A 25,231-nucleotide genomic window follows, 5' to 3' on the forward strand; every position below is an offset into this window, starting at 1 on the left:
ACGAACATTTATTCGCCTTTTTTAATTCGTTGAATGAGGGCCCATAGTCCATCTTTTGCAGCCCGCATCCGAATGACGTTACGTTCTTGATGCGGATAAACACGCTCGATGACCTCGATTCCATCCGGTGTTTTCATCCCGATGTAGACCGTACCGACGGGACGCCCTGAATTTGAGGTTGGTCCAGCTTCACCGGTGAACGAGAGCGCGTAGTCCGCATTCGTTTGTTTAACTAATCCATCTACCATCTCATAAGCAACTTCTTTTGAGACGACTGAGTGCTGTTCAATTGTATCAAGAGCGACCCCTAAATACCTATTTTTTAGCTCATCTGAATAGGTAACGACTCCCCCTAAAAAGACAGCCGATGCTCCTGGAGTCGATGTGATCATCGATTGGACTTCTCCTCCGGTCAATGACTCAGCAATTGCCAGTGTTTGGTGATGACGTGTCAATGATTGCACGAGGTATGAGGCAATCGTTTCATCATCTGACCCGAAATAAAACGAACCGACACGTCGTAAGATTTCATCTTTCATTTCTTCAATCATCAGTCGTGCAGCCGTATCATCTACCGCCCGAGCACTGATTCGAAGTCTCGCTTCTCCTGTCTCAGCATAAGGTGCGACAGTCGGGTTAGACCCATTCAACAAGTCTTTGACGGCATCATCGAGGGCAGACTCTCCAATTTCATAAAATCGTAACGATTCCGAGACGAGCGTCGCGCCTGAAAACTTTTGCGGAAACGTCGCATCGATGAGCGCCCGCATCTCGCGTGGCACACCAGGAAGTAGCATCCACGTCGTCTCCCCTTCAATCCACATACCTGGAGCCAGACCGACCGGATTTTGTAAAACGTTCGCACCTGACAAGACGTCCGCCTGACGAGCGTCCCCTTCATTCATCTCACGGTTACGTGACTGAAGAAATTGTTGAATCGTGTGAAACGCCTCTTCGTCTCGAACAATCGGGCGTTCGAGCAGATCAGACAAGACTGTCTTTGTGACATCATCTGCCGTCGGTCCAAGTCCACCCGTAACGATGACAAGGTCTGAACGACGACGCGCAATCTCGAACGTCTCCCGCATTCGTTCCACGTTATCCCCGACAACTTGATGATACAAGACCGAGACACCGTATTTCGACAGTTGTTCCGATATGTAACTCGCATTCGTATTGACGATTTCTCCTAAGAGCAACTCGCTTCCTACCGCAATGATTTCGGCTCGTTTCATCTTATTTCCTCCTCGACTTCAAAAAAAAGACGAGCTAGATCAACCAACTCGTCTTTGTCGACTTACATCGACTTCACAATAATCTTGTAGTTTTGTGCGAAATACTCGGCACCTGAGTAAATCGTGAGTGCGAGTGCCAACCACATCGCCCATTCTCCAAACGGGATACCGACATAACTGAAGATCGGGTTACCGAATAGGAGGAAAATGATGGCGAACAGTTGCACCCATGTTTTGGCTTTTCCTGACTTACCTGCCGCGACGACAATCCCCTCATCAGCAGCGACAAGTCGTAGACCTGTAACTGCAAACTCACGAGAAAGAATCACGACAACGACCCATGCAGCCACGAGGTCCATCTCGACGAGCAACACGAGCGCCGCTGTCACGAGTAGTTTGTCTGCGAGCGGGTCCATGAATTTACCGAAGTTTGTGACCAAGTTGTGTTTTCGCGCCAAATGACCGTCCAACCAGTCTGTAATGGCCGCAATGGTAAAGATGACACCAGCGATAAATTGGTGTAGCGGGATTTCAGCACCTAAAAAGGCAATGTTTCCCCAATCAAAATCAACAGCGAGTAAGACGACGAATACGGGAATCAACACCACGCGTAACATCGTCAATCGGTTAGGTAGGTTCATGTAGAACGCCTCCTCTTAGAAGGAGAGTCGACTTATTCTGCGTCGACTCTCTTTACAAATATATTTTGTGTGACCGGAGACTCTTGAAGCTCGAGCTCGCGACCGTTGACGACGATTTTCTCAACACCTGCGATAAGTCCAATCCGGATTCGTAACGTGTCCGTTTCAGCATCTTCAATGACAATCGGATTCTGTTTCGATTGGTTCGGATATTCCGGCGCAAGGAATGGACCTTCAAGTGACGTATCACGAACACCGACATATGAGGCTGGCGATTCTTTCACATAAATCTCGGTCGATAGTTTATCGCTCGTCGCGAGCTCATATGTGATGTCCGCTCCGTTCGATTCCGTTACCGCAATCGGACCAGATTCTGCTGATGGTTCTTCCTCAGCAGGCTCCTCTGATGCAGGTTCTTCCTCGGCTGGTTCATCCGCTGGAACATCCTCGTTCTGGTCGAGTGTGACATTTGAACTCGGTGGTTCAGCCGGACTTGCGTCTTGTCCACCGAAATCGATGCTTCTCACGGCAAAATAGATTGCTGTAATAAGCAAGAAGACGGTGAGAGCGAGAAGTACTTTCGGAACCCATCTCGACACTCGACTCGTCGACTCGGACGCTTTTGAATACGTCTTTTTACGAGAAAGTTGAACGGATGGCTGTGCTTCGATTTTTGGTAAATCTTTTGCGTAAGTCTCATACAATTCATCCACATCGAGACCGAGTGACTCCGCATACGTTTTAATGAACGCCCGTGCATAGAAAGAGCCAGGGAGATTTTTGTAATCACCTTCCTCGATCGCGATGATATAGCGTTTTTGAATCTTCGTCGTCTGCTGGATTTGGTCGAGCGTTAATCCGCTCTCCTCACGCTTTTGTTTCAAAAAAGTCCCTAGTTCTGTCACAGGGGTCCACACCTTCCATTCACATAATTATTCAAACCATTCTGACTCACGATGCGTTTCTTGTGGGATGACAATCGTCTCATCCGGATTGTTTCTCAATTCAATAATATAATCAAAGTCTTCATACACGCAATCGGTGTTTCGGACATAAAGATCAGGGTGTTCAATGACTTTCACGGCAGGCAACCGCATGACCTCACGGATCAGTTGGCGGTGTCGCTCGTCCATCGTACGCGTAGAGACGGCTCCATCGATTATGTATACATGATCGCCTTCCCGCTCTTCTTCAAACAAAGAGGTTCGGACAGTCTGTTTCATGAGTGTCGATGACAAGAACAGCCACCGTTTGTTCGCGCACACACTGGCGGCGACGATGGATTCTGTTTTGCCAACGCGCGGATTCCCCCGAACGCCAATCAATAGATGACGTTCTTCTTTCATCAGTTCTGCTACGAAATCAACGAGAATCCCTAAGTCTTCTCGGACGAAACGGAACGTTTTCTTATCATCACTGTCGTGGTCGATGTATCGACCATGTCGGATTGCAATCCGGTCTCTTAATTTCGGACGGCGCAATTTGATGACTGCGATTGCTTCCATTCGTTTTAAAATATGCTCGAGTCGATGGACATGATCAGCGGCTGGAGCTTTGAGCAACATGCCACGGCGCTGCAGGTCGACCCCATTAATGGTGACGATGGAAATCTGAAGCATTCCCATGAGAGACGCGATGTCCCCAAGGATACCTGGTCGATTTTGACACAATTCATATTCGAGATACCACTCTTCGAATTTATGTTCCATCCCCATCCATCCTTTCGAGCGAGTTCGCTACCTTGCCTATTTTAAATTATTTTAGAAGAATTGAAAAGAACTGGTTTATGCATCATGATGAGATCATTGCCAACCGCCATCAACACGTAATACTGTGCCGGTCATATATGAAGCATCCGATGAGCATAAAAAGCGAATCGTCTTCGCCACGTCCTCAGTGGTACCAAGACGCCCAAGTGGAATATCATCCATCACGGTTTGTTTCGACTCTTCTACCGTATCATTCATTGGCGTATCAATCCACCCTGGTGTGACTGCATTGATTCGAACTTGGAACGGTCCTGCTTCACGTGCAAACGCTTTGACAAACCCTAGTTGTGCCGCTTTGACGGTAGAATAGAACACTTCGGCTGCTGCCCCGACTTCACCCCAAACGCTTGAAACGACGACAATATCTAGTCGATGGTCATACGGTTTACGCGCAACAACTGACTGAATCAACCGAACCATGGCACGTACATGCACCTCGTAAAGTCGATCCAGCTCATCTATCGATTGGTCGACGACAAGCCCATGTAGCGCGTGACCGGCGACGTATACGATGCGATCAACGGTATCGATTGACGACACCCACTTCTCTACTTCTGCTCGGTCCGATAAGTCACAGATAATCAGTTCAGCCTGCAACTTTTCCGCCTCAATCATTCGAGAAAGCGTCTCACGCCCCTGATTCGCATGTAGCAAAAGCTCATCCTCACGAAAAGCGAGCGAGACGGCACGTCCAATCGCGCCGCTCGCTCCAACAATTAACGTCTTCATGGTTTTTTGACAACGCACACTGTTCGTTGCTCACTTCGGAACAATCGCACGTATGCTTCTTGAAGTTCATCTAATGTGATGGCATCGATTAAATTCGGAATCTCGAACAAGTTTCCATCATTGAGTGCATAGCGTGAGAACTGGTTCGCGATAAACTCTGGCGAATTCAGTGCTTTTAAAAATTGTCCCTGCATCATCCGCTTCTTACGATCGAGCGTCTCTTGATCAAGATGAAGCGGACGCTCCAACGCACCCGTGACACGTTCGACAAAAGCATCGACATGGGACGTTTCCATCGACAGGGCGGCGAAGGCGAACGCCTCTTCTGACGTATAATCAAATGAGAACGCATCATCAATTAACCCTTCTGCGTACAACTCCGTGTAAAGCGGTGCTGTCGTATCGAAGAGCGCGTGCATGAGGAGTTCCACCGTCAATTCTTGTTTGAGACCAGCTTCTCCAGCTTGTGGGAGATCTTTATAGCCAATCATCACTTTCGGAACCGAGACATCCATCTCAATGACCCGTTCTGACAGACGAACCGTGGTCGGCTCTTCCACCGTCTCACGTGCGCTCAAAAGTGGCGCGTCAAAAGATTTAGTTGCCTGATTGTCACGAATCAATTCAAGCATCTCATCCGGCTCGATGTTCCCGACAACGAACAACGCCATGTTGCTCGGATGGTAGAACGCCTGATGACACGTATACAAATCTTCTGCCGTGATTTTTGAGATTGATTCGATTGTTCCGGCGATATCGATTTTGACGGGATGCGTCTCATACATCGCTTCAATCAATCCGAAATAAAGACGCCATCCCGGATTGTCTTGATACATTTGGATTTCCTGACCGATGATGCCCTTCTCTTTCTCGACTGACTCTTTTGTGAAATATGGTTCTTGAACGAAATCGAGTAGGGTTTGCACGTTTTCCGGCACATTCGATGTCGCCCCGAACAAGTATGCTGTCCGCGTGAATGAGGTGAAGGCATTCGCTGACGCCCCTTGACGACCGAACTGTTGGAAGACATCGCCATCCTCTTTTTCGAACATCTTATGCTCTAAGAAATGTGCGATTCCGTCTGGCACCTCTACCCAATCCTCTAATTTGAAGCAACGGTCAATTGAACCATATTTCGTCGTGAACGTCGCGAACGTTTTCTCATACCCAGTCTTCTTCAGCAAATACACGGAGAGGCCATTATCGAGAACGTGGTGATGTAATGTCTCTCCGACGTTTGGAAAATCTAGTTTCATGCTTCTCCTCCTTTCAAGCAATAGACAGCTTCGAGCGTGATTTCATTTGCGAGAGCGATAACATGGTCGCGTGTCGTATTTTCAATGACGGCCATCTCTTCGTCTAATGAGAATGGGCGAACGTCCGCGCCACTCATCCAAGCAATCAACTGACGAGGGCTATCTCCGAGTTGACGACGTTGGTGGAACAACATTTCTTTCGTCTGTTGTAACGTCTCGTCTTCGAATTCACCCGCCTGAAGCGCTTTTAATTGCTCTTCAATAATGTGCTCGGTCTTATGCTGATTTGATGCGTCAATCCCCGCATACACGAACAGTTTTCGACTGAGTGAACTGTATTGTGAAGCGGCGTAGTAGGCCAAACTTTCCTTTTCACGGACGTTCATGAACAGCTTCGAGTGCGGGAAACCACCAAATAATCCGTTCACGACTTGCATACGGATGGCATCTTCTGTCCGCGGGTCGACGTCAATCGCGTAGGCGAGATGAAGTTTACTTTGCTTGATGTCTTGATGCTCTTCTAAGCGTTTGAACTCACCACGGCTCGGTTCGGGCAGACGTCTCGGCTGACGCGTCCCGAGCGATTCGAGCGGGTTAAATGCCTGTTCGACTTGTTGACGGTCGACATCGCCGACGACATAAATGTCGACACGATCGTTCTGAATCATCGATTGATAAGCATCGTAAAGCGATTTGGGTGTAACGTGGTCGAGTTGTTCGAGCGTACCGAGAGACGGGATGGCGAGCTCGCCTCCGAGCATCTCTTGCAGACGCTGTTGAGCGAAACGCATCTTGTCATCATAGACTGACTCGATTCGCTGACGCTGCAATCGGCGTTCTTGCTCCACGATGAGCGGTTGAAAGGCGCCATCATAAACATTCGGACGAAGTAACACTTCCTCCAGTAATTGAATGGCCTGACTCAAGACGTCTTCACCAACAAGATTGTCATTAACGACTTCGAGTTGAAATTGAATGACATGCTCTTTCCCAATTTTTGATGCGCCTGCATACAAGTTTGTATCATATAAATCTTCTAGCGGTGTGTGAAATAACTCAATTGATGGATAAGCTTCTGTCGATTTTTCCATAATGAATGGAAGCAGTGCCCGGTCTGCCACCGTGTCCTGAGACAGCGGGGCCGCAAACGAGACGAGGCAAGTCGTCGTTTTAAATTTTTTGGTCGGATAGACCGAATAGTGCAATTGATGTTGGAACTGTTCGATTCCTTTCATCAGCCGATCACTCCTTTTTTCGTTTTGGTTGAAACACGGCAGCGCCGCGTGCATATTCTTGGTCCGGTACGCCTGCGACAACATTCGCATACCGTGCGACCGTGAAAAGATAGTCACTCAATCGGTTAAAATATGGAAGTTGTCGGTCGGCGACACCGAGTGCGGTCAAATCTCGTTCGACACGACGGCAAACGGATCGCGCCACATGCAGGCTCGCCGCTGCGACACTTCCTCCCGGTAAGATGAAACGCACAAGTTCTGGACATGATTTTTCCCATTCGTCCATCCATTGTTCAAGTTCCGTCACAATCGACAAATCGACCGTTTTCGGGGGCGCGTCCGTATACATCAGCTCCGAACCGAGGTCAAACAAGTCGTGCTGAATCTTCGTCAGCTGTTCCCGGAGCGACTCGTCGGTCTGTTGCGCAATCGCTAATCCGATGTGACTGTTCAATTCATCAAGATGCCCCATCGCTTCGATTTGAGGATGGTGTTTGTCGACACGGCTACCGATTAGAGACGTTTCACCCGTGTCACCCGTGCGTGTATATCGCTTCATTACGGCTCCCCCTTTAAAATGCCACAAATGGTGACTCAGACGAGTCACCATTATGAGATGTGTGGTTGTTCAAATGGTAAGTAAATATCAAACGTCGTCCCGACACCGAGTGTGCTCGATACGCTGACTGTACCATGGTGGGCATCGATCACATTTTTCACGATGGCTAAACCAATCCCGGTACCGGTCTTCGACCCGCTCGTCCGTGCTTTGTCGGCTTTATAGAATCGCTCAAACACGAACGGCAAGTCCTCTTTCGGGATCCCGTGTCCTGTGTCGGACAGTCGAATCTGCAACCCATCAGGCATCTCGGTCGCCTCAATTCGAATCTCTCCTGAATCGGTATGGGCAATCGCGTTGCCGATCAAGTTCGTGAATACTTGCTCGAGTCGGTCACCGTCTGCTTCAATCTGTCGATGCGGTATGTCCGTTTGTAATCGAATCTCTTTTTCAGATGCCATTTGATTGAACTTTCTCATGACACGTGGCAAGAAATCACCGATATCGAACGAACTGAATTGCATCGTTTCTTTACCCGATTCGATGCGGGCCAAATCAAGTAAGTCGTTGACGAGTCGCGCAAGTCGAAGAGATTCGTCATAAATGATTGACGCAAACTCTTTCGTCGCCTCGTCACTTTCTGTCATCCCGTCGATGATTGCCTCTGAATAACCTTGTAGCGTCACGAGCGGTGTCCGAAGTTCATGACTAATGTTCGCCACGAAATCGGTCCGCATCTTATCGAGACGGTGGCTTTCAGATGTGTCGCGAAGGACGACGACAGCTCCTTCAAAATCATCTTCTCCGATGAGCGGCGTGACCGTTAACGTATAGTAACGGTCATCTTGTTTCACTTCAATCGTCTTCTCAGCCGTCCCTTCCATCACTTCTTCATACAGTGACAGTACGACTTCATGCGGCTGACCGTCTTGAAGCAATGGACTAGCCTGTGGATTCGTGACAATTACGTTTGCGTGACGGTCAAGCGTGATGACACCGTCCGCCATCGAACGAAGAATGGAGGCAAGTTGCAGACGTTCTCGGTCTAAAGCGTCGACATATTTCGCCAACTGGCTACTCATCGCGTTGAACGAGGCGGCAAGTTCGCCGATCTCGTCTCGAGTCTTCGTCTCAAGACGCAAGTCAAATTGACCTTTCCCCGTCTTATTAACCGCATCCCGCATCGCTCGGAGCGGCGCCGTGATCCGTGTCGATAAGAAGAAAGCGAAGACGGTCGTCACGATGATGGCCGAAGCGACGGTCCAAAGAATGATTGTTCGAGCACCGGCATTCGCACTCGAAATCGCATCGAGTGGTTCAAGTAAGTAGAGTGTATATTGACCGGTCGATAACGAAAACGTCGTCCGGTAGGCAAGAGCAGCTTGGTCGTCAAAAGAAGAGAAATTACCGATGGCCGTCTCCCCGACTGCCTGATAGGTTTCCCAATCCTGACGCTCAAGTTCAACCATCAGCCCATCCACTTGATTCCCGAAATTTGAGCGCGTGGTCCCGTTTTCTAAAATATAGTTCGCGCCATATACTTCGATGATTTGATCGATTGTCTGGGACGTGTCACCTTCATTCAACAACACCGACTGAACTTGTCCGCCAAGTTTGGCGAGATGACCACGTTCTTGGTCGATGTGAAAAGAATTGAAAAATTCAAGCATCAATACCGAGACGATGAATAAGATGACGCTGACCAAAACGAGAATCGTCAGCCACAGTTTCGTGACGATGCTGTTTCGACGAATCATCATTCACTGGCAGCTTCGAACTTGTACCCGACACCCCATACAGTCGTGATCATATGAGCCGCATCAGGCGAGACACGATTCAATTTCTCACGAAGACGTTTCACATGCGTATCGACGGTCCGAAGGTCTCCGAAAAATTCATAGTTCCATACTTCTTTCAATAACTGCTCACGAGAAAAGACTTTATCAACCTGCTTCGCAAGGAAGAACAGCAATTCATATTCTTTCGGTGTGAGGGCAATCTCTTCTCCGTCGACCGTGACGCGGTGCGCATCATTGTCAATCGTCAAGTGCGGGAACACAATCAAATCTTTTGATTTCTCACTCGTTTGCATGAATTTAGTCGAGCCAGAACGACGAAGGAGTGCCTTCACGCGAAGGACAACCTCACGAGGACTGAACGGTTTCACGATGTAATCGTCTGCTCCGACTTCAAATCCTTGGACACGATCAATCTCTTCACCTTTCGCCGTAAGCATGATGACCGGTGTCGCTTTCGTTTTCCGGAGTTCTGTACATACTTCGACTCCGTCCATTTTCGGCATCATCAGATCAAGTAAGATGACGTCGTATTCGTTTTCAAGAGCGAGTGCGAGTGCTTCTTCTCCATTGACCGCTTCTTCAATCACATACTGTTCACGTTCTAAGTACATTTTCAAAAGTCGGCGAATTCTCTCTTCGTCGTCGACTACTAAAATCTTCGTTTTCTCAGCCATACTTGAAACCCTCCTAAGACCCATTACGAGTTGTAGCGAATGTTGCACAATTGTGAACATTCCACTCTCTGCCATAACTATACCACTCTATTATTTCGCTTCACAACGATGATTTGATGGACCAAATGAAAAAGAAGTCACAATTGTGACTTCTTTCGCGTCATGCATATGAATGAAGACCGGCGATGACCAAGTTGACGAAGACGAGGTTAAACATGATGATGGCAAAACCACCGACACATAACCATGCCGCTTTCGTTCCGGTCCAGCCGCGCTGGATGCGCATATGCAAGTAATAAATATAAATAAGCATCGTAATGAGAGCCCATACTTCCTTTGGATCCCAGCCCCAGAAACGGTTCCATGCAATCTGCGCCCAAATCATCGCAAAGATGAGTCCGCCGAGGATAAAGACAGGCAATCCGATTGCGACCGAGCGATAGCTGATCTCATCAGCAAGGTCGAGGTCGACCTTTTTCGCAAGCGGTTGAAGCGCTTCAGCAATGCGTTTTCGCAAAATCACGAAACGGAGCAACGCGTAAATCACGACACCACCGATGACCGACCAGATGAGCGTGTTCAACTTGAGGGTATTGATCCAATTCGGCAACTCAAGTGACAAACCGCTCGCTCCTGACAAGAGCTGTGCCCCTTCTGGTACGAATAGGATTGGCATGAAGTATTCATACGTCTCGACTTGACCGCGGTCATTCGTAAATTCGACGACTCCACCGGCACCGATTCCTTTGAAGAGCATCGACACGATGATGAACCCGAGTGTACACATGAGAACGAACATCGTCACTTCAAGCCACGTCCTTGACTTAGACTGTTCTTTCATCGATGTCTCATTCAATAAGAAAATGAGACCTGACGCAAAACTGATGGCCAAAATCCCTTGTCCGAGCGCTGCCGTCGTGACGTGGATTTTTAACCAGACACTGTTAAGTGCCGGAATGAGCGGTGCGACCTCACTTGAAAACATCGAGGCGAAAGCGATGACGAGTAACGCCACTGGCATCGCGAACAAGCCGAGTACATCATTTTTATAAATCCCGTATACGACGAGGAACCCGAGCACCATCATCATGCCGAAGAACGTCGTATATTCATATAAGTTTGATACCGGCGCATAGCCGACACCTGCCCAACGCATAAAGAAATATGTCATTTGGGCGATAAATCCGATAATTGCCAAGATGAAGGCATACTTCCCATAGGCGACACGGTTGACGTTCCGATCCTTACGCATACCACTAACGGCAATCGTAAAGAGAACCGTCGAGATCGCGTATAGGAAGAATGCGATAAACAGCATACGGCTGCTCCATTCAATCCATTCCATCAAGATTCCCCTCTTTCATCTGTTGACTCGTTCTCCGGCTTCGAAGTAAATCTCGCCTGGTCTTCCCACATCGGTAAACCGGCCTGTTCTAATAACGGCGAAACCTCTCGACGGAGCGAGGACGGGTTTTTGTTCGTAAAGCCTGCAACGAGTACCTCATCTTCATGACGACGAATCCAGACACGGCGGTGAGGCCAATACATGCCCATCACAATCCCAATCATGAAGATGGTCGCACCGACGATCAGAATCGGGTACGTCGAGTCACTCTTCACTCGAAGACCGCTCGTGCTCGCCATCTCTGTGCCCGCAAACTTTACCTCGTACCGGTTTTCTTCATCAGCGACGTTAAGTCGAATACCGATCAAGTTTGATTCCGTCTCGCCTTCAGGTGATTCGACATCGAAGAAGAAGGCAGGATTCAGTGCACGTGGTGATTTCGTGTTCGGTTGTCCATCCTTCACCTCAAAATCAGGATACAAGTCTTTCAATGTGACCGTGACACCATCTAAGTCATACGACTTTTCTGGATTTTCGAGGTCGACTTTGAACGGTCCATACTCGTCACCTGTCTGTTTATCGGCGAGCATGAACGACATTGACAAGAATTCCGGACGACTTGAATATTGCTCTTGATACACTTCATATTTTTCGAACTTAAACGGGTGGTTGACTTTCGTCGAACCGACATCGACTTGTTCGAGTTGCGGCGATCCGTCCTCGTTCGTTCCCGTCTTCTTAAATAATGTCAGTTCCGTCTCATAGTTTTTTGGAACGGCTCCGGCTTTTTCAATGGCAGCTGCGAACTTCGCATCTTCCTCATTGTTCTCCGGGTCATACATTTCAAGAATGAACTGGTCGTTCCGTAAATAGTATTCCCCATCTGTCGCCTCTAGTGAGACCGTATCTCCTTCACGAACCCACTCGAGTGTATCCGTGTGGAATGCCGGGAAGACGCGGAGCATCGCCCCGAGGAAGAAGATGACGAGGCCGACGTGGTTCACATATGGACCCCAACGACCGAAACGGTGTTTTTCAGCCAATAAGGCATCTCCGTCCCGTTTGATTTGATACCGTTTTTTCTTGAGCGACACTTCCATCTCGTCAATCTGAGCGTCTGTTCCTTCGCCTTGTCCGAAGAGGCGTTGTCCTTTCATAAAGCGCTCTGTCCGTCTAACCGGCTGATTCTTTAGCGCTTTATAGAGCGGGACACCACGGTCAATCGATACGACGATGAGCGAGAGCGTCAACATGACGATGAGACCGATATACCACCATGACGTATATAGGTTGTGGAATCCAAGTGCATAATAAATCGAACCTGGCGTCCCATATTCCTCCAAGTAATATTGCTCTGGAGGTAACTGTTGTGGGATGTACATTTCTTGAGGGAAAATCGTCCCGATTGCCGAGCCGACAATAATCAGCGCAATCAACCACAATCCCACTTTGACCGATGCGAAGAAGTTCCACACCCGGTCAATGACCGATTTAGGACGACGCTTCGACCGTAAATCAGCGCCTTCGTATTTCATATCTAGCATCTGTGCGTCCCCCGTTCGCTTACAATGACTTCTCGGCTAGCTCCATCAATTTCTCTTTCGTGAGTTCACCTTCATATTTTTCGATTACGTTTCCTTCACCATCGATGACGAATGTGACAGGTAAGTTATAAATGCCATAGGCTTTCTCGACTTCACTCTTCGTGTCCATCAAGATCGGATAATCGAGACCGACACCGAGGTCGTTCACAAAGTTATCGACGCGAAGCGGCGTCTCACCGACGTTCACCGCCCAAAAATCGACACCCATGTCTTGGAGTGTTGCGTAATTTTCTTGTACGACTGGCATTTCTTTCTTACAAGGTTCACAGAAAGTACCCCAGAAGTTGAGAAGCATTCCTTTTCCTTCGTATGTGTCACGTTCATAAAGGGTCGAACCGTCGAGTGTAACGAGTTTGAAGTTCGGTGCCTCGTCACCTGCCTCGATGCGTCCGTCATTACCAGCTTGGTCGAACAATTGCATGACGGTGATGGCTCCCGCAAAGAGAACGACCGTCATAATCATCAAGCGCCAAAATGACCTCTTTTTCTTTTTCGCGACCGCTTGTTCCATGCGGTCGTCTTTGTTTTGATCTTTTGTCATCGTTTTCACACCATCCTTCAGTTGCTATTGTACTGAAAAAACATTAAAAACGCACATTAACAGACTTTTTTCATTTTTTTGTCACACAATTTACACAATCAAAAAAATCATCCTATTTCAGGACGATTTTTTGTTGTTATTTTTTCTTCTTTTTGCCTCGTGGTTTAGGTGGGACCGTCGGATTCGCGAGTTCACGAAGCTTGCTGATTTCTTTGTGTGAAAGTTCACGCCAGTCGCCAGTGTTGAGACCGTCGAGCGTCAAGAAACCGAACTGTTCACGCTTTAGTTTGATGACCTCAGAACCGATTGCTTCGACCATGCGACGGATTTGACGATTGTGTCCTTCCGAGATGACAATCTCAAGGATGGCCGTGTTCTTTTTCTGGTCGACAGACTTCATCTTCACTTTCGCACTACCCGTTTTGAATCCGTCATCGAGCTGAACACCTGACTCTAGTTGCTTGATTGCCAAGTAAGAAGGGATGTTCTTCACTTTTGCCACATAACGCTTTTGAATCTTATATTTCGGATGCGTCATCATGTTCGAGAACTCTCCATCATTCGTCAAGATGATGAGTCCTGTCGTGTTATAGTCAAGACGTCCGACCGGGAAAACACGTGCCCCTGGTGGCACGAGGTCCGTGATCACTTTACGTCCTTTATCGTCTTCTACCGTCGACACATAGCCGCTCGGTTTATAGAGCACGTAGTAGACATGCTCTTCTTGCTCGATTTTGACGCCATCGACCTCAATCTCTGACTTCGGTCCGACTTTCGTCCCGAGTTCACGTACCACTTTTCCGTTGACGCGGACGCGACCATCCAAAATCATTTCTTCCGCTTTACGACGCGAGGCGACCCCCGCTTGTGCGATTACTTTTTGCAAACGTTCCATATGATTAATCCTTCTCCAATCTCTCTTCTTGCTTCGGTGATTCCTGACCGAAGAACAAATCGCCTTCGTCTGTCAGTTCATCCTCAAATGTTAATGGTGGTAATTCCTCGAGTGAGTTAAATCCAAAATGGTCGAGGAAGTGCTCTGTCGTTCGATACAACTTGGCACGACCAATTGTTTTTGCACGGCCAGCTGATTCGATTAACCCTTTTGATAATAGTGTATGAATAACTCGCTCCACTTTGACACCGCGAACCTCTTCGATGTCCGCCCGCGTGACCGGCTGCTTATAGGCGATAATGACGAGCGTCTCCATCGCCGCTCGTGAAAGTGCCTGTTCAGCCATCGTCCCGACATACTTTTGAATGTAGGGAGACACATCTGGAACGGTCACAAGTTTGTACACACCTGCCGATTCCATCAGTTGGAACGGTCGGTTCGACGTTTTGAACGAGGCTTCTAACTTACTGAGCTGTTCTCGCGCAGCAGCCTCTGAGATGTCGAGCGTCTCTGCGAGCGCCCGGACTTCCATCCCTTCGTCCCCAACGACGAATAGCAATCCTTCGATAATCGTTTCATAGGACAGCAACCGCTTCATCCCCTTTCTTTGATGATTCGATGAACGAGATTTGAATGTCTTGGTCAAGTTGTTTCGTTTCGACGACCCGTAGCTTGATCAGCTCAAGAAGCGCCATAAACGTCACGACGAGATCTGAGACGTTCGGTCGTTCTACAAAGAAGGCGAAAAACGATGTCTGTCGCGTAGAAGAAACGTGTTCATGAAGTCTCGTCATCTGTTCCTCGAGCGTTCGCTCTTCGCGTTTAATCGTCTTTTTGCGTCGTTCTTTCCAACGTTTCCGTTCAATCATTTTAGAATAGGCATGAAGAAGGTCTGAGAAGTTCAGCGGTCCGTCGTACTTCGACACTTCCTCTGACATGTAGTTCGTCAAATCTTCTCCCGGTCGTGTATACAATTCAAGACGATGTTCTTCCTGTTCACGCATAAAAACGACTGCTTCTTTATATGCTTTGTATTCGATCAATTGACGAATGAGCCCCTCACGTGTTGGTTCTTCGCTAAAGTCTGGAACATCCTCATCCTCGACCTGAACAGGCGGTAACAACTGCTTGCTCTTTAACTGGAGCAACGTCGCCGCCATGACCAAGTATTCACTGGCCACGTCGAGTTCAAATTTTTGCATCGTGCGAATATAGCCGACATACTGGTCAGTGACTTCTGCCACGGAAATGTCGACGATATCAATCTCCATTTTTCCGATCAAATGGAGCAACAGGTCGAGTGGACCTTCGAACGTATCGATTTTAACGTTATAGGCTTCCATAGAGACACCTGCCATTTTACATTTTTGCGCTTTAGTATAACATGTTTTATAACACCGTGGACACGAAAGGAGAAAAATGATTCATGACCCCTTTTATTCATTATACGTTGCTTTTTGAATGTCATGCCGATTATTTCGAATGTCATGAGGTATTAGAAGAAGCGTGGCAGGCAGACGGACGTCGTCATCACGGCTATGCGGCACTCATCCAATACGCCGTCATTCACTATCATCTACGACGAGACAATCTCATCGGCGCGAAAAAGAGCTTGCGACTCTTACGTCGAAAGATGGACATCGCTTCCCCCTATTTACATGAGCTCGGTCTGGATGTCGACTCCTTCATCGCACAGCTTGATGAATGGCCGTTACACACGAAGCTCCCATTACAACAGGATGTTCGTGACACGGTCGAATCACTAAAACCGACGTTCCCATCGACAGACCTGTCGTTCGAGGAATTGGTCCACAAGCATCTTCACCGTGACCGGAGTGAGGTCATCACGGAACGGGAGTTGGCACTTTTAAAAAGGCAACGTGCAAGAAGTTGACGTCAAGATTCAAGACGTCTCCTTTTCATAATCAATGATGATCTTTTTTAACTTCTTAAACGCCGTCACCCAACTTTCGAGATCGCTCCGATTATGTAAATATTGGGAAGGTGTTTCAAGTAAATCCATGCCATAGATTGTTTGTAAGCAGGACCAAATCACCTCGTCGGAAGCTGTCCAATCAAAACTATCTATATTTTCATATTGTTTCATCCACTGATATGCCCAGTCAGAGAATTCTTCTCTCGTCCGTTCATGCCTGAGCACTTGCTCCAATCGATTGATCAGTTCATCAATCGTTACTCGATTCATGAATCCACCTCATTTAACGGGTTTTGTGATTTAGTCCCTGCAATATGTAAAACCCCCGTAATCACAATCGTGATTACGGGGGTTTTTGTCATCAGACGACTAGTTGATTCCATTTATCCAATAAATCGCCCGTCTTGCCTGTACCGGTTAACGTCAAATCAAGTGGAAGTACGTTTCTCACCTCGTCTAGAAGCTCGTAAGAACGTTTCTCGCCACGGAATGATGGCGACAAGGCGATATGGTCGATGACCATCGTCGTTCCTTGCTGCTCCATTCCAATGATGCCGACGAAGTCTTCACCGACTTTCCACAAATAGAGGAACTTCGACTCTTCCTCGTCATACGATCGGACGAGTTCAAGCAAGCTAAGCGGAGATTTGTCACTGCATGAGAATGCGAGTAGACCCATCGCCGTCTTTTCATAAGAACGTTTATATTTGACCAGCATCGCTGGGTTCACCACCTTTAGTCATTCAAGTTTCACGATGTGAAGACGTGAGAGACATGGTTCATTGTGCCATAACCTTCAGGCAAAAATCAATTCTCGTCCCAAACCTTCACTTCTGCCATCTTCGTTCCTTGACGAAGTTTGACGGCATGTTCAAGACCAGATGTCACTTTACCGAAAACTGTATGGACGCCATCCAAGTGTGGTTGTGGCTCATGGACGATGAAGAACTGTGAAGACCCTGTGTTACGTCCTGCGTGTGCCATCGAGAGTGATCCCGCTTCGTGTTTGTGTGGGAAAGATGTCGATGTCTCACATGGAATCGTATAACCAGCGCCACCCATTCCAGTACCATCCGGGCAACCGCCTTGGCTGACGAATCCAGGAATGACACGGTGGAATGTTAATCCGTTATAGAACCCGCTGTTCGCAAGTTTTTCAAAGTTTTCAACCGTGATTGGTGCCTCGTTGTGGAATAAATCAAATTCAATCATTTCGCCATTTTCAAGTTTCATAGAACCTTTTTTCATGTTTCAAGCAACCCCTTTATTTGAATATGTATCCTGCTGTTTTTCACTCACATTACCCATCTTATCAAAAAAACACGTCTGTCTCCACTTTTTTTGTGGAAACAGACGTTCTGCCTTATTGGATGACAGCGTGAACGAGTGGGCGAGCTTCTGGTTTCGTCGCACCGATTGTATACGCGTGATCTAAACGTTCGACAGCCGAAGACATGTCTTCCATGTTCGAGCGGAGCACGGCAATCACATCGCCCGCCTCGACACGGTCGCCAACTTTCTTCTCGAGCGTGATGCCTGCCGCGAAGTCGATCTTGTCTTCTTTCGTCGCACGACCCGCTCCGAGAAGCATCGCTGCGACACCGACTTCGTCAGCAATGATTGACTCGACATAACCTGCTTCTTTTGCGACGAATGTCGTCTCGTAGGAAGCTTGAGGTAATTTTGTCACGTCATCGACGAGCGACGCGTCTCCACCTTGTGCTTCGACGAACTTACGGAACACCTCGAGGGCATGACCGTCAGCAATTCGTTTTTCAAGGTCTGCATATGCTTCGTCAAACGTTGGATAGAAATCACCGAGTACAGCCATATGACCTGCAATCGTGAGCGCGATTGTTTTCAAGTCTTCTACTTCCTTACCTGAAAGGACTTCAATCGCTTCTTTCACTTCGTTCGCGTTCCCGATTTCAAAGCCGAGCGGTTGGTCCATGTCGGTGATGACAGCGACCGTCTTACGACCGACGTTCTTCCCGATTGCGACCATCTCTTCTGCGAGTGCTTTCGCATCATCGAACGACTTCATGAACGCACCAGAACCCGTCTTGACGTCGAGGACGATACTGTCAGCTCCTGCTGCGATCTTTTTCGACATGATTGAACTCGCGATGAGTGGAATCGACTCAACGGTAGCCGTCACATCACGTAGCGCATAAAGACGTTTGTCAGCTGGCGTCAAGTTCCCCGTCTGACCGATAATCGACATCTTAATGTCGTTTACTTGTTTCGTGAATTGTTCTTCCGTCAATTCGACGTTAAAACCTGGGAACGATTCGAGTTTATCGATCGTACCACCCGTATGTCCAAGTCCACGACCACTCATTTTCGCGACCGGGATCCCGATTGACGCGACGAGTGGTGCGACGATCAAGCTGATCTTGTCACCGACTCCGCCCGTTGAGTGCTTATCGACTTTCTTCCCTTCGATGTTCGAAAGATCGATCGTATCGCCCGACTTCACCATTTCCATCGTCAAGGCTGCCGTCTCGTTTTCAGTCATCCCGTTAAAATAGATGGCCATCGACAATGCCGACATCTGATAGTCAGGAATTGTTTCGTTCGTGAATCCTTCGACGACGAAGCGAATCTCCTCTTCGTTCAATTCTCCACCGTTACGTTTTTTCAAAATCAAATCGACCATACGCATAACTGTCGTCCTCCTAGAAATAAGTTACTTACATGCTTTTAATCGTGCCGCGCACGAGTGAAAGGAAGTCTTGACGGACACGTTCCGTCGTCTCAATGACTTCTTCATGGTTAAGTGGTTGATCTAAAATCCCTGCCGCCATGTTCGATACACACGAAATCCCGAGGACGCGCATATCCGAGTGACGCGCAACGATGACTTCTGGTACCGTCGACATCCCGACGACGTCACCACCGAGAAGACGTGCCATTTTCACTTCTGCTGGTGTCTCGTAAGTTGGACCTGTGTTCCCGAAGTAAACCCCTTTTTGGACAGTGAGTCCGAGGTCAGAAGCAACGCGTTCTGTCAATTTCACGAGCTCTTTATCGTACGCTTCTGACATATCTGGGAAGCGAGTCCCGAATTCACTCGCATTCTTCCCGATAAGTGGGCTCGTCCCGAAGAAGTTGATGTGATCCGTGATGATCATCAAATCACCAGGGTTGAACGACTCGTTACACGCGCCCGCTGCATTCGTGACGATGAGTGTTTCGACACCAATCAATTTAAGTACACGAACAGGGAACGTCACCTGTTCCATCGAGTATCCTTCATAGAAGTGGAACCGTCCTTGCATTGCGACGACGCGTTTTCCTTCAAGTTCTCCGAACACGAGTTGTCCCGCATGCCCTTCGACAGTTGATACTGGGAAGTGTGGAATCTCTTCATAAGGGATTGCAACCGGATTCTCAATTTCGTCCGCGAGGACTCCAAGGCCTGACCCGAGAATAAGTCCGATTTCTGGTGTAGCGCCCATACGCTCCTGCAAAAACGCTTTTGTTTCGTTCCAATTTACCATGAATATTGCCTCCTCAAATTTCGTTTAAGAAACTCTTTCCGTTTGATGGTGCCACAACGTCAAAGTTGTCAGCTACTGTCGCTCCGATATCTGCGAACGTACCTCGAATACCTAGATCAACTGCTTTCGCTCCAGTGTGATGCACGATGAGCGGTACATATTCACGCGTGTGGTCTGTACCAGCATGTACTGGGTCATTCCCGTGGTCTGCCGTGATGATGAGTAAGTCGTCTTCACGGAGACGCTCCATCACTTCAGGTAGACGGGCATCATATTCTTCAAGCGCGACGGCGTAGCCTTCCGGATCACGACGATGACCGAACAATGCGTCAAAGTCGACCAAGTTTAAGAAGCAAAGCCCTTCGAAATCTTCTTCGAGTGATTCGACCAACTTGTCCATCCCGTCCATATTCGATTTCGTACGGACCGCTTTCGTCACACCTTCACCGTCGTAGATATCACTGATTTTCCCGAGAGCGATGACATCTTTCCCAGCCTCTTCGAGCGTATTCATGACTGTCTTACCGAAAGGTTTGAGTGCGTAGTCATGACGATTTGCCGTACGTACCCATGCACCCGGTGTGCCGATGAACGGACGGGCGATAATACGACCGAGCATATACGGGTCTTCACGTGTAATCTCACGCGCGTATTCACAAATCCGGTACAACTCGTCGATTGGCACAATCTCTTCGTGCGCGGCGATCTGTAAAACCGAGTCTGCTGATGTATAAACGATGAGCGCACCTGTCTCGACATGTTCTTTACCGAGCTCATCTAAGATGGCTGTACCTGATGCCGGCTTGTTTCCGATGACTTTACGGCCACTGAACTCTTCTAGACGATGAATCAAATCGTCCGGGAATTCTTCAAAAACACGGAATGGCGTCTCGATATGAAGACCCATGATTTCCCAATGACCTGTCATCGTATCTTTACCTGCCGAGATTTCTTCCATACGACCATATGCACTTGGCGTCTCCGACACGTCGATTCCTTGAATCGGTTTAATGTTCGCGAGTCCGAGTTTTCCCATATTCGGCATGTTCAATCCGTTATGTTCACGAGCGATATGTCCGAGCGTATCGGCCCCTTTGTCACCGAACTGTTCAGCATCCGGTGCTTCACCGATACCGACCGAGTCCATGACCACTAAAAAAATACGTTTAAACTTCTTCACAAAAAATTCCTCCTTTTCAATGTCTAGGCACGAGGGTGATGCTTGCGATACACATCATGTAGCCGCGACTTATTGACGTGTGTATACACTTGCGTCGTCGCTAAATCCGCATGACCGAGCATTTGTTGAATGGCACGTAAATCAGCGCCGTTCTCGAGCAAGTGTGTCGCAAAGGAATGACGGAGAACGTGAGGTGTGATCTCCTTATCAATTCCGGCAAGCTTGGCACGTCGTTTGATCATCTTCCAAAATCCTTGACGACTGAGCCGTCCACCTCTGCCGTTTAAAAAGAGCGCTTCGGTCTCTCTGCCGCCGAGTCCGTTTCGAGCTTGTTGAATATATCGCTCAACAAACCCTTGCGCGACCGACGAAACCGGAATGATTCGAGCGCGCTCGCCTTTCCCTTCACATTGTAGATACCCCAATTCGAACTGCAAATCATCCAAATCAAGACCTAAAAGTTCACTGACCCGCATTCCGGTCCCGTAAAGCAACTCGAGCATCGCACGGTCCCGAAGTGATAGGGGGTCGGATGTCGGGACGCTATCTAAGAGACGCTCGACTTCCGCTTGTGACCAAGTATCCGGAAGGTGTTTCTCTGCTTTCGGCGTCTCTAGATAAAGAGACGGATCTGTCGTCGTGACCCCGGTCATTTTTAGATGATGATGGAACATGCGGATTGAACTGACAGCCCGTCTCAAAGAAGACGAAGCACGCCCCGCCTGTGACAGCTCTTCGATATGCTTAACGATATGAGAACGTGTCACGTCGTTCCAATCTTCCACCCCCAACTGGGTCAAAGTCGATGCGTATTGCGTCAAGTCGCTCGCATACGCTTGTCTCGTGTTAGCGGACATCCGCTTTTCAACCGTCATGTACTGAAGAAATGACTCGATATGCGAACGCATCATACCCTCCTCCTTCCACATTTCGCCTGAATACGCTTACAGCATATCACTTATGTAAACCGTTGTGAAGATGTCTGACCTCATTTTTTATTCACTTTTTTGTGACAAGATTAAGTGAGCCTTTTCTTTAAAAGAACATTAGAAAAAACCATCCTTATAGAAAGAATGGTTTAAAGTAATCGTTATCCGTTAATTACTGCTTTATGACCTTCGAGCGTGACGCCTTTTGCTTGGCACACTTTACAGATGCCGTGAAACGTCAAGCGATGGTCTTTAATCAAAAATTCATATTTGCTCTCGACTTTTTTCTCAACATCGACGAGCAAGTCTTCCATGATTTCCTCAACCGATCCGCATTCGACACAGACGAGATGGTGATGCGAATGATTCGCCCCTTCTGGGCGCAGATCAAAGCGCGCGACCCCGTCACCGAAGTTGACTTTATCGACAACACCGAGCTCAGTCAATAACTCAAGTGTGCGATACACCGTTGCGAGTCCAATCTCTGGTGCGATGCTCTTGACGAGCATAAAGACGTTCTCGGCACTCAAATGGTCACTCTCATTCTCAAGTAAGATGCGAACCGTTGATTCACGTTGCGGTGTCAATTTATATCCTTTGGCGCTCAATTGCTGTTTAATTCGTTCAATTCGCGTTTCCATAAGGCGCCCCCTCTTTACATAGTTCACTACACAAAGCATACCGAAGTTTTAATCAATTTTCAATTTAAAATCATTACTATGTAAGTTTACCATATAAAATTTCAGATTAGAATTATTTTAATCTAGACAATTGCCACCATTGTATCGCCATGATTGTCTTCGCATCGGTGATGACACCTCTGTCTAACAAATCAACCGCTTCTTCAAAAGAATATCGTTTCACGTTTAAAAACTCATCCTCGTCAAGATTCATTTCACCCGCTGATAATCCTTTCGCGACAAACACATCGACTCGTTCACTGCAAAAACCTGGGGCTCCGTAGAAAGAGAAAATCTTTTCGAGCGACTCCGCCGTATATCCGGTCTCTTCAGCTAACTCACGTTCGGCACTCGATACCGGTTCTTCCCCTTTTTCAAGTTTGCCTGCTGGGATTTCAAGCGACATCGATTCAAACGCTTTTCGATACTGCTCTACCATGACAATTTTGTCTGATTCATCGATGACGAGTACGGCAACAGCACCGTTGTGATAGACGAGTTCTCGCACAGACGTGTTTCCATTCGGAAGGGAGACGACATGCTTTTCCACATCGAAAATCTTACCTTCGTAGATGACTTCCCGCTCAATCGTTTTTTCTTCCATATGATTACTCCTCACTTTTCGATATACTCTGATTATGAGTCAAACCAACATTTCGAACAAGGAGGAATCCATATGAGTGAACTCGGACTCGGAACGATGACGATTTTGAAACATGGGGAGATCGAGGCGAAGAATATCCTCGAGACGGCCATTCAATCGGGGATTCGTCATATTGATACAGCAGATGTCTATGCACGACAAGCTGTCGAGCATGTAATCGGTGAAACGTTAGGTCAGGAACGAAAACAACTCTTTTTAGCGAGTAAAGGTGGCAATGAACTGACTGAGGACGGGATGCGTTGGAATCCTGATCCGTCCTACTTAGAGGAAGCGTTACACGGATCGCTCGAGCGATTACAAACCGATTATCTTGATTTATATTATATTCACGGCGGTACGCTCGAGGACAATCTCGACGCAACGATTGAATGGGCGCAAAAACAAAAGCGTGACGGTCTCATCCGACAAATCGGACTCTCGTCGATTCGACCGAACGTCATCAAACATTGGGTCGCTTCTGGAGCTCTCGATGTGCTCATGACGCCGTATTCCCTTCTTGACCGACGACCAGAGACGCTTGAGTTGTCGATTCCAATCGTTGGACGTGGTGTTCTTGCCAAAGGATTCCTAACGGATGAATGGGAGACACGACTCGGGGATAAAGGATTTGAGTCGTGGCGAAAAGAGGAAGTTGCCAGTGAATTGGCGATGATGCCAAATCCGATTCAGGCGTATGCACTCGAAGCCGCTAAGCGGTTCTGTGACGTCGTCTTACCTGGTGCCTCTTCAGTGAAGCAATTGAACGAGACGATTCGCGCGTTCGAGACTGAAATCGATGAAGATGCGCTTGACCGACTACTCGCCCGTCTGCCGATTCATCCTTATACAAAACACGTGACCTGAACTGTTTCAGGTCACGTGTTTTTCATTACGTTCTTTAATCTGTTCGATTGCCCAGTCTGCCCATCCGGCATAGTTTTCCATCATCCGAATCGCATATTCACTCGTCAATAAATAGCCGAGCGTATCTTCATCTGATTGATGTTCTTCTTGAAACATCCGAATTTGTTGGGCAACTTGTTCGTGATGGGCTTTTGTCTCTTCGATATATCGGACCGCTTCTTCGACCGGAAGCAATTGAAGCAGACTGACTCGCAATAGGTTCTCATCTTTCATTTTTGGTTGAAACGTTGTCGGTTGACGTAGCCAGTTGATCAACTCCTCACGTCCTTGGTCCGTGATCGAGTAGATTTTCTTATCTGGCAACTCCTGTTGCGAAATATGCTCCGCTGAGACAAGGTCATCTTCTTCCATCTTTAACAGTTCCCGATAAATCTGTGTATGGTGTGCGTTCCAAAAATGAATCATCTGCGCCTTGAACGTTGCGTTCAGGGCATACCCGGTCGCAGGCTGATGGGTCAATAACCCGAGCAATGCGTGACGTAACGCCATATCCATCACCTTTTCCTTATCATGCTATTTTTATAAGTGTATCACATTCTTCTATGGATTCGAGAATGCCAATCTGTTGACGACTCGTTTAAAACCCGACAAAATAGATAGAAGAAAGGAGAGTTGTCTATGCAACCGATTCATTCATCACAACAATTTGACGAAGCCACAAAAGATCATGGAATGGTAGTCTTCACCACATCATGGTGCCCGGACTGCAAACGTCTGGACATGTATGTCGACGAGCTCGTCAAAGACTATCCACAGTTTAACTGGCATGTCGTCGACCGCGACGAACTACCAGAATTATCTGATGCTCAAGAAGTTCGCGGCATCCCTTCACTTCTTTACTATAAAGACGGGGTAAAACAAGAACACCTCCACTCGGCAAACGCCAAGACGGAGATGCAAATCCGTTCATTCCTCGATACGATTCAAGCATAACCTGATTCCTGCAGACCTATCGCGGCTGCAGGATTTTTTTGTACATGCCTGTCTCATCTCCGACTATACTGTAAGAAATAACCAAACGAGAATGGAGAATAATCATGATTCAAACTCGCCTTTTTACCGCACTTTGTTTCACCATCTTCATGTTAGTCGGTTGCAAACAACCATCCACCTCATCACCTTTGCCACCTGATGGTGAGAAAGTCATCATAAAT

Annotated in this window: 29 protein-coding genes; 3 read left to right on the plus strand and 26 right to left on the minus strand. The window is 47.8% G+C overall.

Features of this window, described 5'->3' with window-relative positions; all coding sequences use genetic code 11:
• Positions 1-8: 8 nt before the first annotated feature.
• From KNP04_RS01100 to KNP04_RS01175, 16 genes are all read right to left on the minus strand, one after another.
• Positions 9-1,235 carry a competence/damage-inducible protein A gene (locus KNP04_RS01100; RefSeq protein WP_214874491.1) on the minus strand — a complete coding sequence of 409 codons (1,227 nt, stop codon included), beginning with the start codon at positions 1,233-1,235 and terminating at the stop codon, positions 9-11.
• Positions 1,236-1,297: 62 nt separating this feature from the next.
• Positions 1,298-1,876, minus strand: coding sequence for a CDP-diacylglycerol--glycerol-3-phosphate 3-phosphatidyltransferase (pgsA, locus tag KNP04_RS01105; RefSeq protein WP_214692781.1), 579 nt, complete (start codon positions 1,874-1,876; stop codon positions 1,298-1,300).
• A gap of 32 nt (positions 1,877-1,908) precedes the next feature.
• Positions 1,909-2,760 (minus strand): helix-turn-helix domain-containing protein, encoded by an 852-nt coding sequence (locus tag KNP04_RS01110; RefSeq protein ID WP_251126124.1) that lies wholly within the window; start codon positions 2,758-2,760, stop codon positions 1,909-1,911.
• Positions 2,761-2,808: 48 nt separating this feature from the next.
• Positions 2,809-3,585: a YmfK family protein gene (locus KNP04_RS01115; RefSeq protein ID WP_214820118.1), complete on the minus strand. Its 777-nt coding sequence runs from the start codon at positions 3,583-3,585 to the stop codon at positions 2,809-2,811.
• A 93-nt stretch (positions 3,586-3,678) separates the two neighbouring features.
• Positions 3,679-4,374, minus strand: coding sequence for an elongation factor P 5-aminopentanone reductase (gene ymfI / locus KNP04_RS01120; RefSeq protein WP_214820120.1), 696 nt, complete (start codon positions 4,372-4,374; stop codon positions 3,679-3,681).
• Positions 4,371-5,630: an EF-P 5-aminopentanol modification-associated protein YfmH gene (gene yfmH, locus KNP04_RS01125; protein WP_214874492.1), complete on the minus strand. Its 1,260-nt coding sequence runs from the start codon at positions 5,628-5,630 to the stop codon at positions 4,371-4,373. The genes ymfI and yfmH overlap by 4 nt, the downstream gene beginning before the upstream one ends.
• Complete coding sequence (gene yfmF / locus KNP04_RS01130) at positions 5,627-6,865, minus strand: EF-P 5-aminopentanol modification-associated protein YfmF (protein WP_214820124.1); 1,239 nt, start codon at positions 6,863-6,865, stop codon at positions 5,627-5,629. The genes yfmH and yfmF overlap by 4 nt, the downstream gene beginning before the upstream one ends.
• A gap of 7 nt (positions 6,866-6,872) precedes the next feature.
• Positions 6,873-7,424, minus strand: coding sequence for a cob(I)yrinic acid a,c-diamide adenosyltransferase (locus KNP04_RS01135; RefSeq protein ID WP_074033223.1), 552 nt, complete (start codon positions 7,422-7,424; stop codon positions 6,873-6,875).
• A 50-nt stretch (positions 7,425-7,474) separates the two neighbouring features.
• Positions 7,475-9,181 carry an ATP-binding protein gene (locus tag KNP04_RS01140; RefSeq protein WP_251129803.1) on the minus strand — a complete coding sequence of 569 codons (1,707 nt, stop codon included), beginning with the start codon at positions 9,179-9,181 and terminating at the stop codon, positions 7,475-7,477.
• Positions 9,181-9,897, minus strand: coding sequence for a response regulator transcription factor (locus KNP04_RS01145; protein WP_026825821.1), 717 nt, complete (start codon positions 9,895-9,897; stop codon positions 9,181-9,183). Before KNP04_RS01145 ends, KNP04_RS01140 begins: the two co-directional genes overlap by 1 nt.
• A gap of 160 nt (positions 9,898-10,057) precedes the next feature.
• Positions 10,058-11,242, minus strand: a complete 1,185-nt coding sequence (gene ccsB / locus KNP04_RS01150; protein WP_214692798.1) for a c-type cytochrome biogenesis protein CcsB — start codon at positions 11,240-11,242, stop codon at positions 10,058-10,060.
• Positions 11,242-12,786: a cytochrome c biogenesis protein ResB gene (gene resB / locus KNP04_RS01155; protein ID WP_214820127.1), complete on the minus strand. Its 1,545-nt coding sequence runs from the start codon at positions 12,784-12,786 to the stop codon at positions 11,242-11,244. The genes ccsB and resB overlap by 1 nt, the downstream gene beginning before the upstream one ends.
• A 19-nt stretch (positions 12,787-12,805) precedes the next feature.
• A complete protein-coding gene (locus KNP04_RS01160; RefSeq protein WP_074033227.1) occupies positions 12,806-13,387 on the minus strand; it encodes a redoxin domain-containing protein in 582 nt (193 codons plus the stop codon).
• A gap of 136 nt (positions 13,388-13,523) precedes the next feature.
• Positions 13,524-14,282, minus strand: coding sequence for a pseudouridine synthase (locus tag KNP04_RS01165; RefSeq protein ID WP_074033228.1), 759 nt, complete (start codon positions 14,280-14,282; stop codon positions 13,524-13,526).
• A 4-nt stretch (positions 14,283-14,286) separates the two neighbouring features.
• Positions 14,287-14,880, minus strand: coding sequence for an SMC-Scp complex subunit ScpB (scpB, locus tag KNP04_RS01170; protein WP_074033229.1), 594 nt, complete (start codon positions 14,878-14,880; stop codon positions 14,287-14,289).
• Positions 14,858-15,625, minus strand: a complete 768-nt coding sequence (locus tag KNP04_RS01175) for a segregation/condensation protein A (RefSeq protein ID WP_214692804.1) — start codon at positions 15,623-15,625, stop codon at positions 14,858-14,860. Before KNP04_RS01175 ends, scpB begins: the two co-directional genes overlap by 23 nt.
• Positions 15,626-15,708: 83 nt before the next feature.
• On the opposite strand from KNP04_RS01175, the gene KNP04_RS01180 reads away from it, so the two are divergent.
• Positions 15,709-16,176, plus strand: a complete 468-nt coding sequence (locus KNP04_RS01180) for a DUF309 domain-containing protein (protein WP_214692805.1) — start codon at positions 15,709-15,711, stop codon at positions 16,174-16,176.
• A 9-nt stretch (positions 16,177-16,185) separates the two neighbouring features.
• On the opposite strand, the gene KNP04_RS01185 is transcribed toward KNP04_RS01180, so the two are convergent.
• The 9 genes from KNP04_RS01185 to KNP04_RS01225 all read right to left on the minus strand — a co-directional run bounded on the left by KNP04_RS01185 (position 16,186) and on the right by KNP04_RS01225 (position 23,114).
• Positions 16,186-16,488 carry a hypothetical protein gene (locus KNP04_RS01185; RefSeq protein ID WP_214820131.1) on the minus strand — a complete coding sequence of 101 codons (303 nt, stop codon included), beginning with the start codon at positions 16,486-16,488 and terminating at the stop codon, positions 16,186-16,188.
• A gap of 91 nt (positions 16,489-16,579) precedes the next feature.
• Positions 16,580-16,936: a GCN5 family acetyltransferase gene (locus tag KNP04_RS01190; protein WP_031423428.1), complete on the minus strand. Its 357-nt coding sequence runs from the start codon at positions 16,934-16,936 to the stop codon at positions 16,580-16,582.
• Positions 16,937-17,025: 89 nt separating this feature from the next.
• A complete protein-coding gene (locus tag KNP04_RS01195) occupies positions 17,026-17,466 on the minus strand; it encodes a peptidylprolyl isomerase (RefSeq protein WP_074033238.1) in 441 nt (146 codons plus the stop codon).
• Positions 17,467-17,581: 115 nt separating this feature from the next.
• Positions 17,582-18,883, minus strand: coding sequence for a pyrimidine-nucleoside phosphorylase (locus tag KNP04_RS01200; protein WP_074033239.1), 1,302 nt, complete (start codon positions 18,881-18,883; stop codon positions 17,582-17,584).
• 28 nt (positions 18,884-18,911) lie between these two features.
• Entirely contained in the window at positions 18,912-19,721 is an 810-nt protein-coding gene (locus KNP04_RS01205) for a purine-nucleoside phosphorylase (protein WP_214874493.1), read from the minus strand.
• A 13-nt stretch (positions 19,722-19,734) separates the two neighbouring features.
• Positions 19,735-20,901 (minus strand): phosphopentomutase, encoded by a 1,167-nt coding sequence (gene deoB, locus KNP04_RS01210; protein ID WP_214820133.1) that lies wholly within the window; start codon positions 20,899-20,901, stop codon positions 19,735-19,737.
• Between the two features lie 23 nt (positions 20,902-20,924).
• Positions 20,925-21,809, minus strand: coding sequence for a site-specific tyrosine recombinase XerD (gene xerD / locus KNP04_RS01215; RefSeq protein WP_214820135.1), 885 nt, complete (start codon positions 21,807-21,809; stop codon positions 20,925-20,927).
• A gap of 182 nt (positions 21,810-21,991) precedes the next feature.
• Positions 21,992-22,471, minus strand: a complete 480-nt coding sequence (gene fur / locus KNP04_RS01220; protein ID WP_012726507.1) for a ferric iron uptake transcriptional regulator — start codon at positions 22,469-22,471, stop codon at positions 21,992-21,994.
• A gap of 112 nt (positions 22,472-22,583) precedes the next feature.
• Positions 22,584-23,114, minus strand: coding sequence for an NUDIX hydrolase (locus tag KNP04_RS01225; protein ID WP_214692812.1), 531 nt, complete (start codon positions 23,112-23,114; stop codon positions 22,584-22,586).
• A 72-nt stretch (positions 23,115-23,186) separates the two neighbouring features.
• Here KNP04_RS01225 and KNP04_RS01230 point away from each other — a divergent pair, with 72 nt between their 5' ends.
• On the plus strand, positions 23,187-24,017 hold the full coding sequence (locus KNP04_RS01230; protein WP_214874494.1) for an aldo/keto reductase: 831 nt from the start codon (positions 23,187-23,189) through the stop codon (positions 24,015-24,017).
• A gap of 6 nt (positions 24,018-24,023) precedes the next feature.
• Here the strand turns inward: KNP04_RS01230 and KNP04_RS01235 are convergent, their stop codons facing one another.
• The gene (locus tag KNP04_RS01235) at positions 24,024-24,566 is read right to left on the minus strand and encodes a PadR family transcriptional regulator (protein WP_214820139.1); all 543 of its coding nucleotides are present in this window, start codon (positions 24,564-24,566) and stop codon (positions 24,024-24,026) included.
• A gap of 129 nt (positions 24,567-24,695) precedes the next feature.
• Here KNP04_RS01235 and KNP04_RS01240 point away from each other — a divergent pair, with 129 nt between their 5' ends.
• Positions 24,696-25,010 (plus strand): thioredoxin family protein, encoded by a 315-nt coding sequence (locus KNP04_RS01240; RefSeq protein WP_012726511.1) that lies wholly within the window; start codon positions 24,696-24,698, stop codon positions 25,008-25,010.
• The last annotated feature ends 221 nt before the right edge of the window (positions 25,011-25,231 follow it).

The organism is Exiguobacterium sp. CH10 (assembly GCF_018617635.1).
Taxonomy (GTDB): Bacteria; Bacillota; Bacilli; order Exiguobacteriales; family Exiguobacteriaceae; genus Exiguobacterium; species Exiguobacterium aestuarii_A.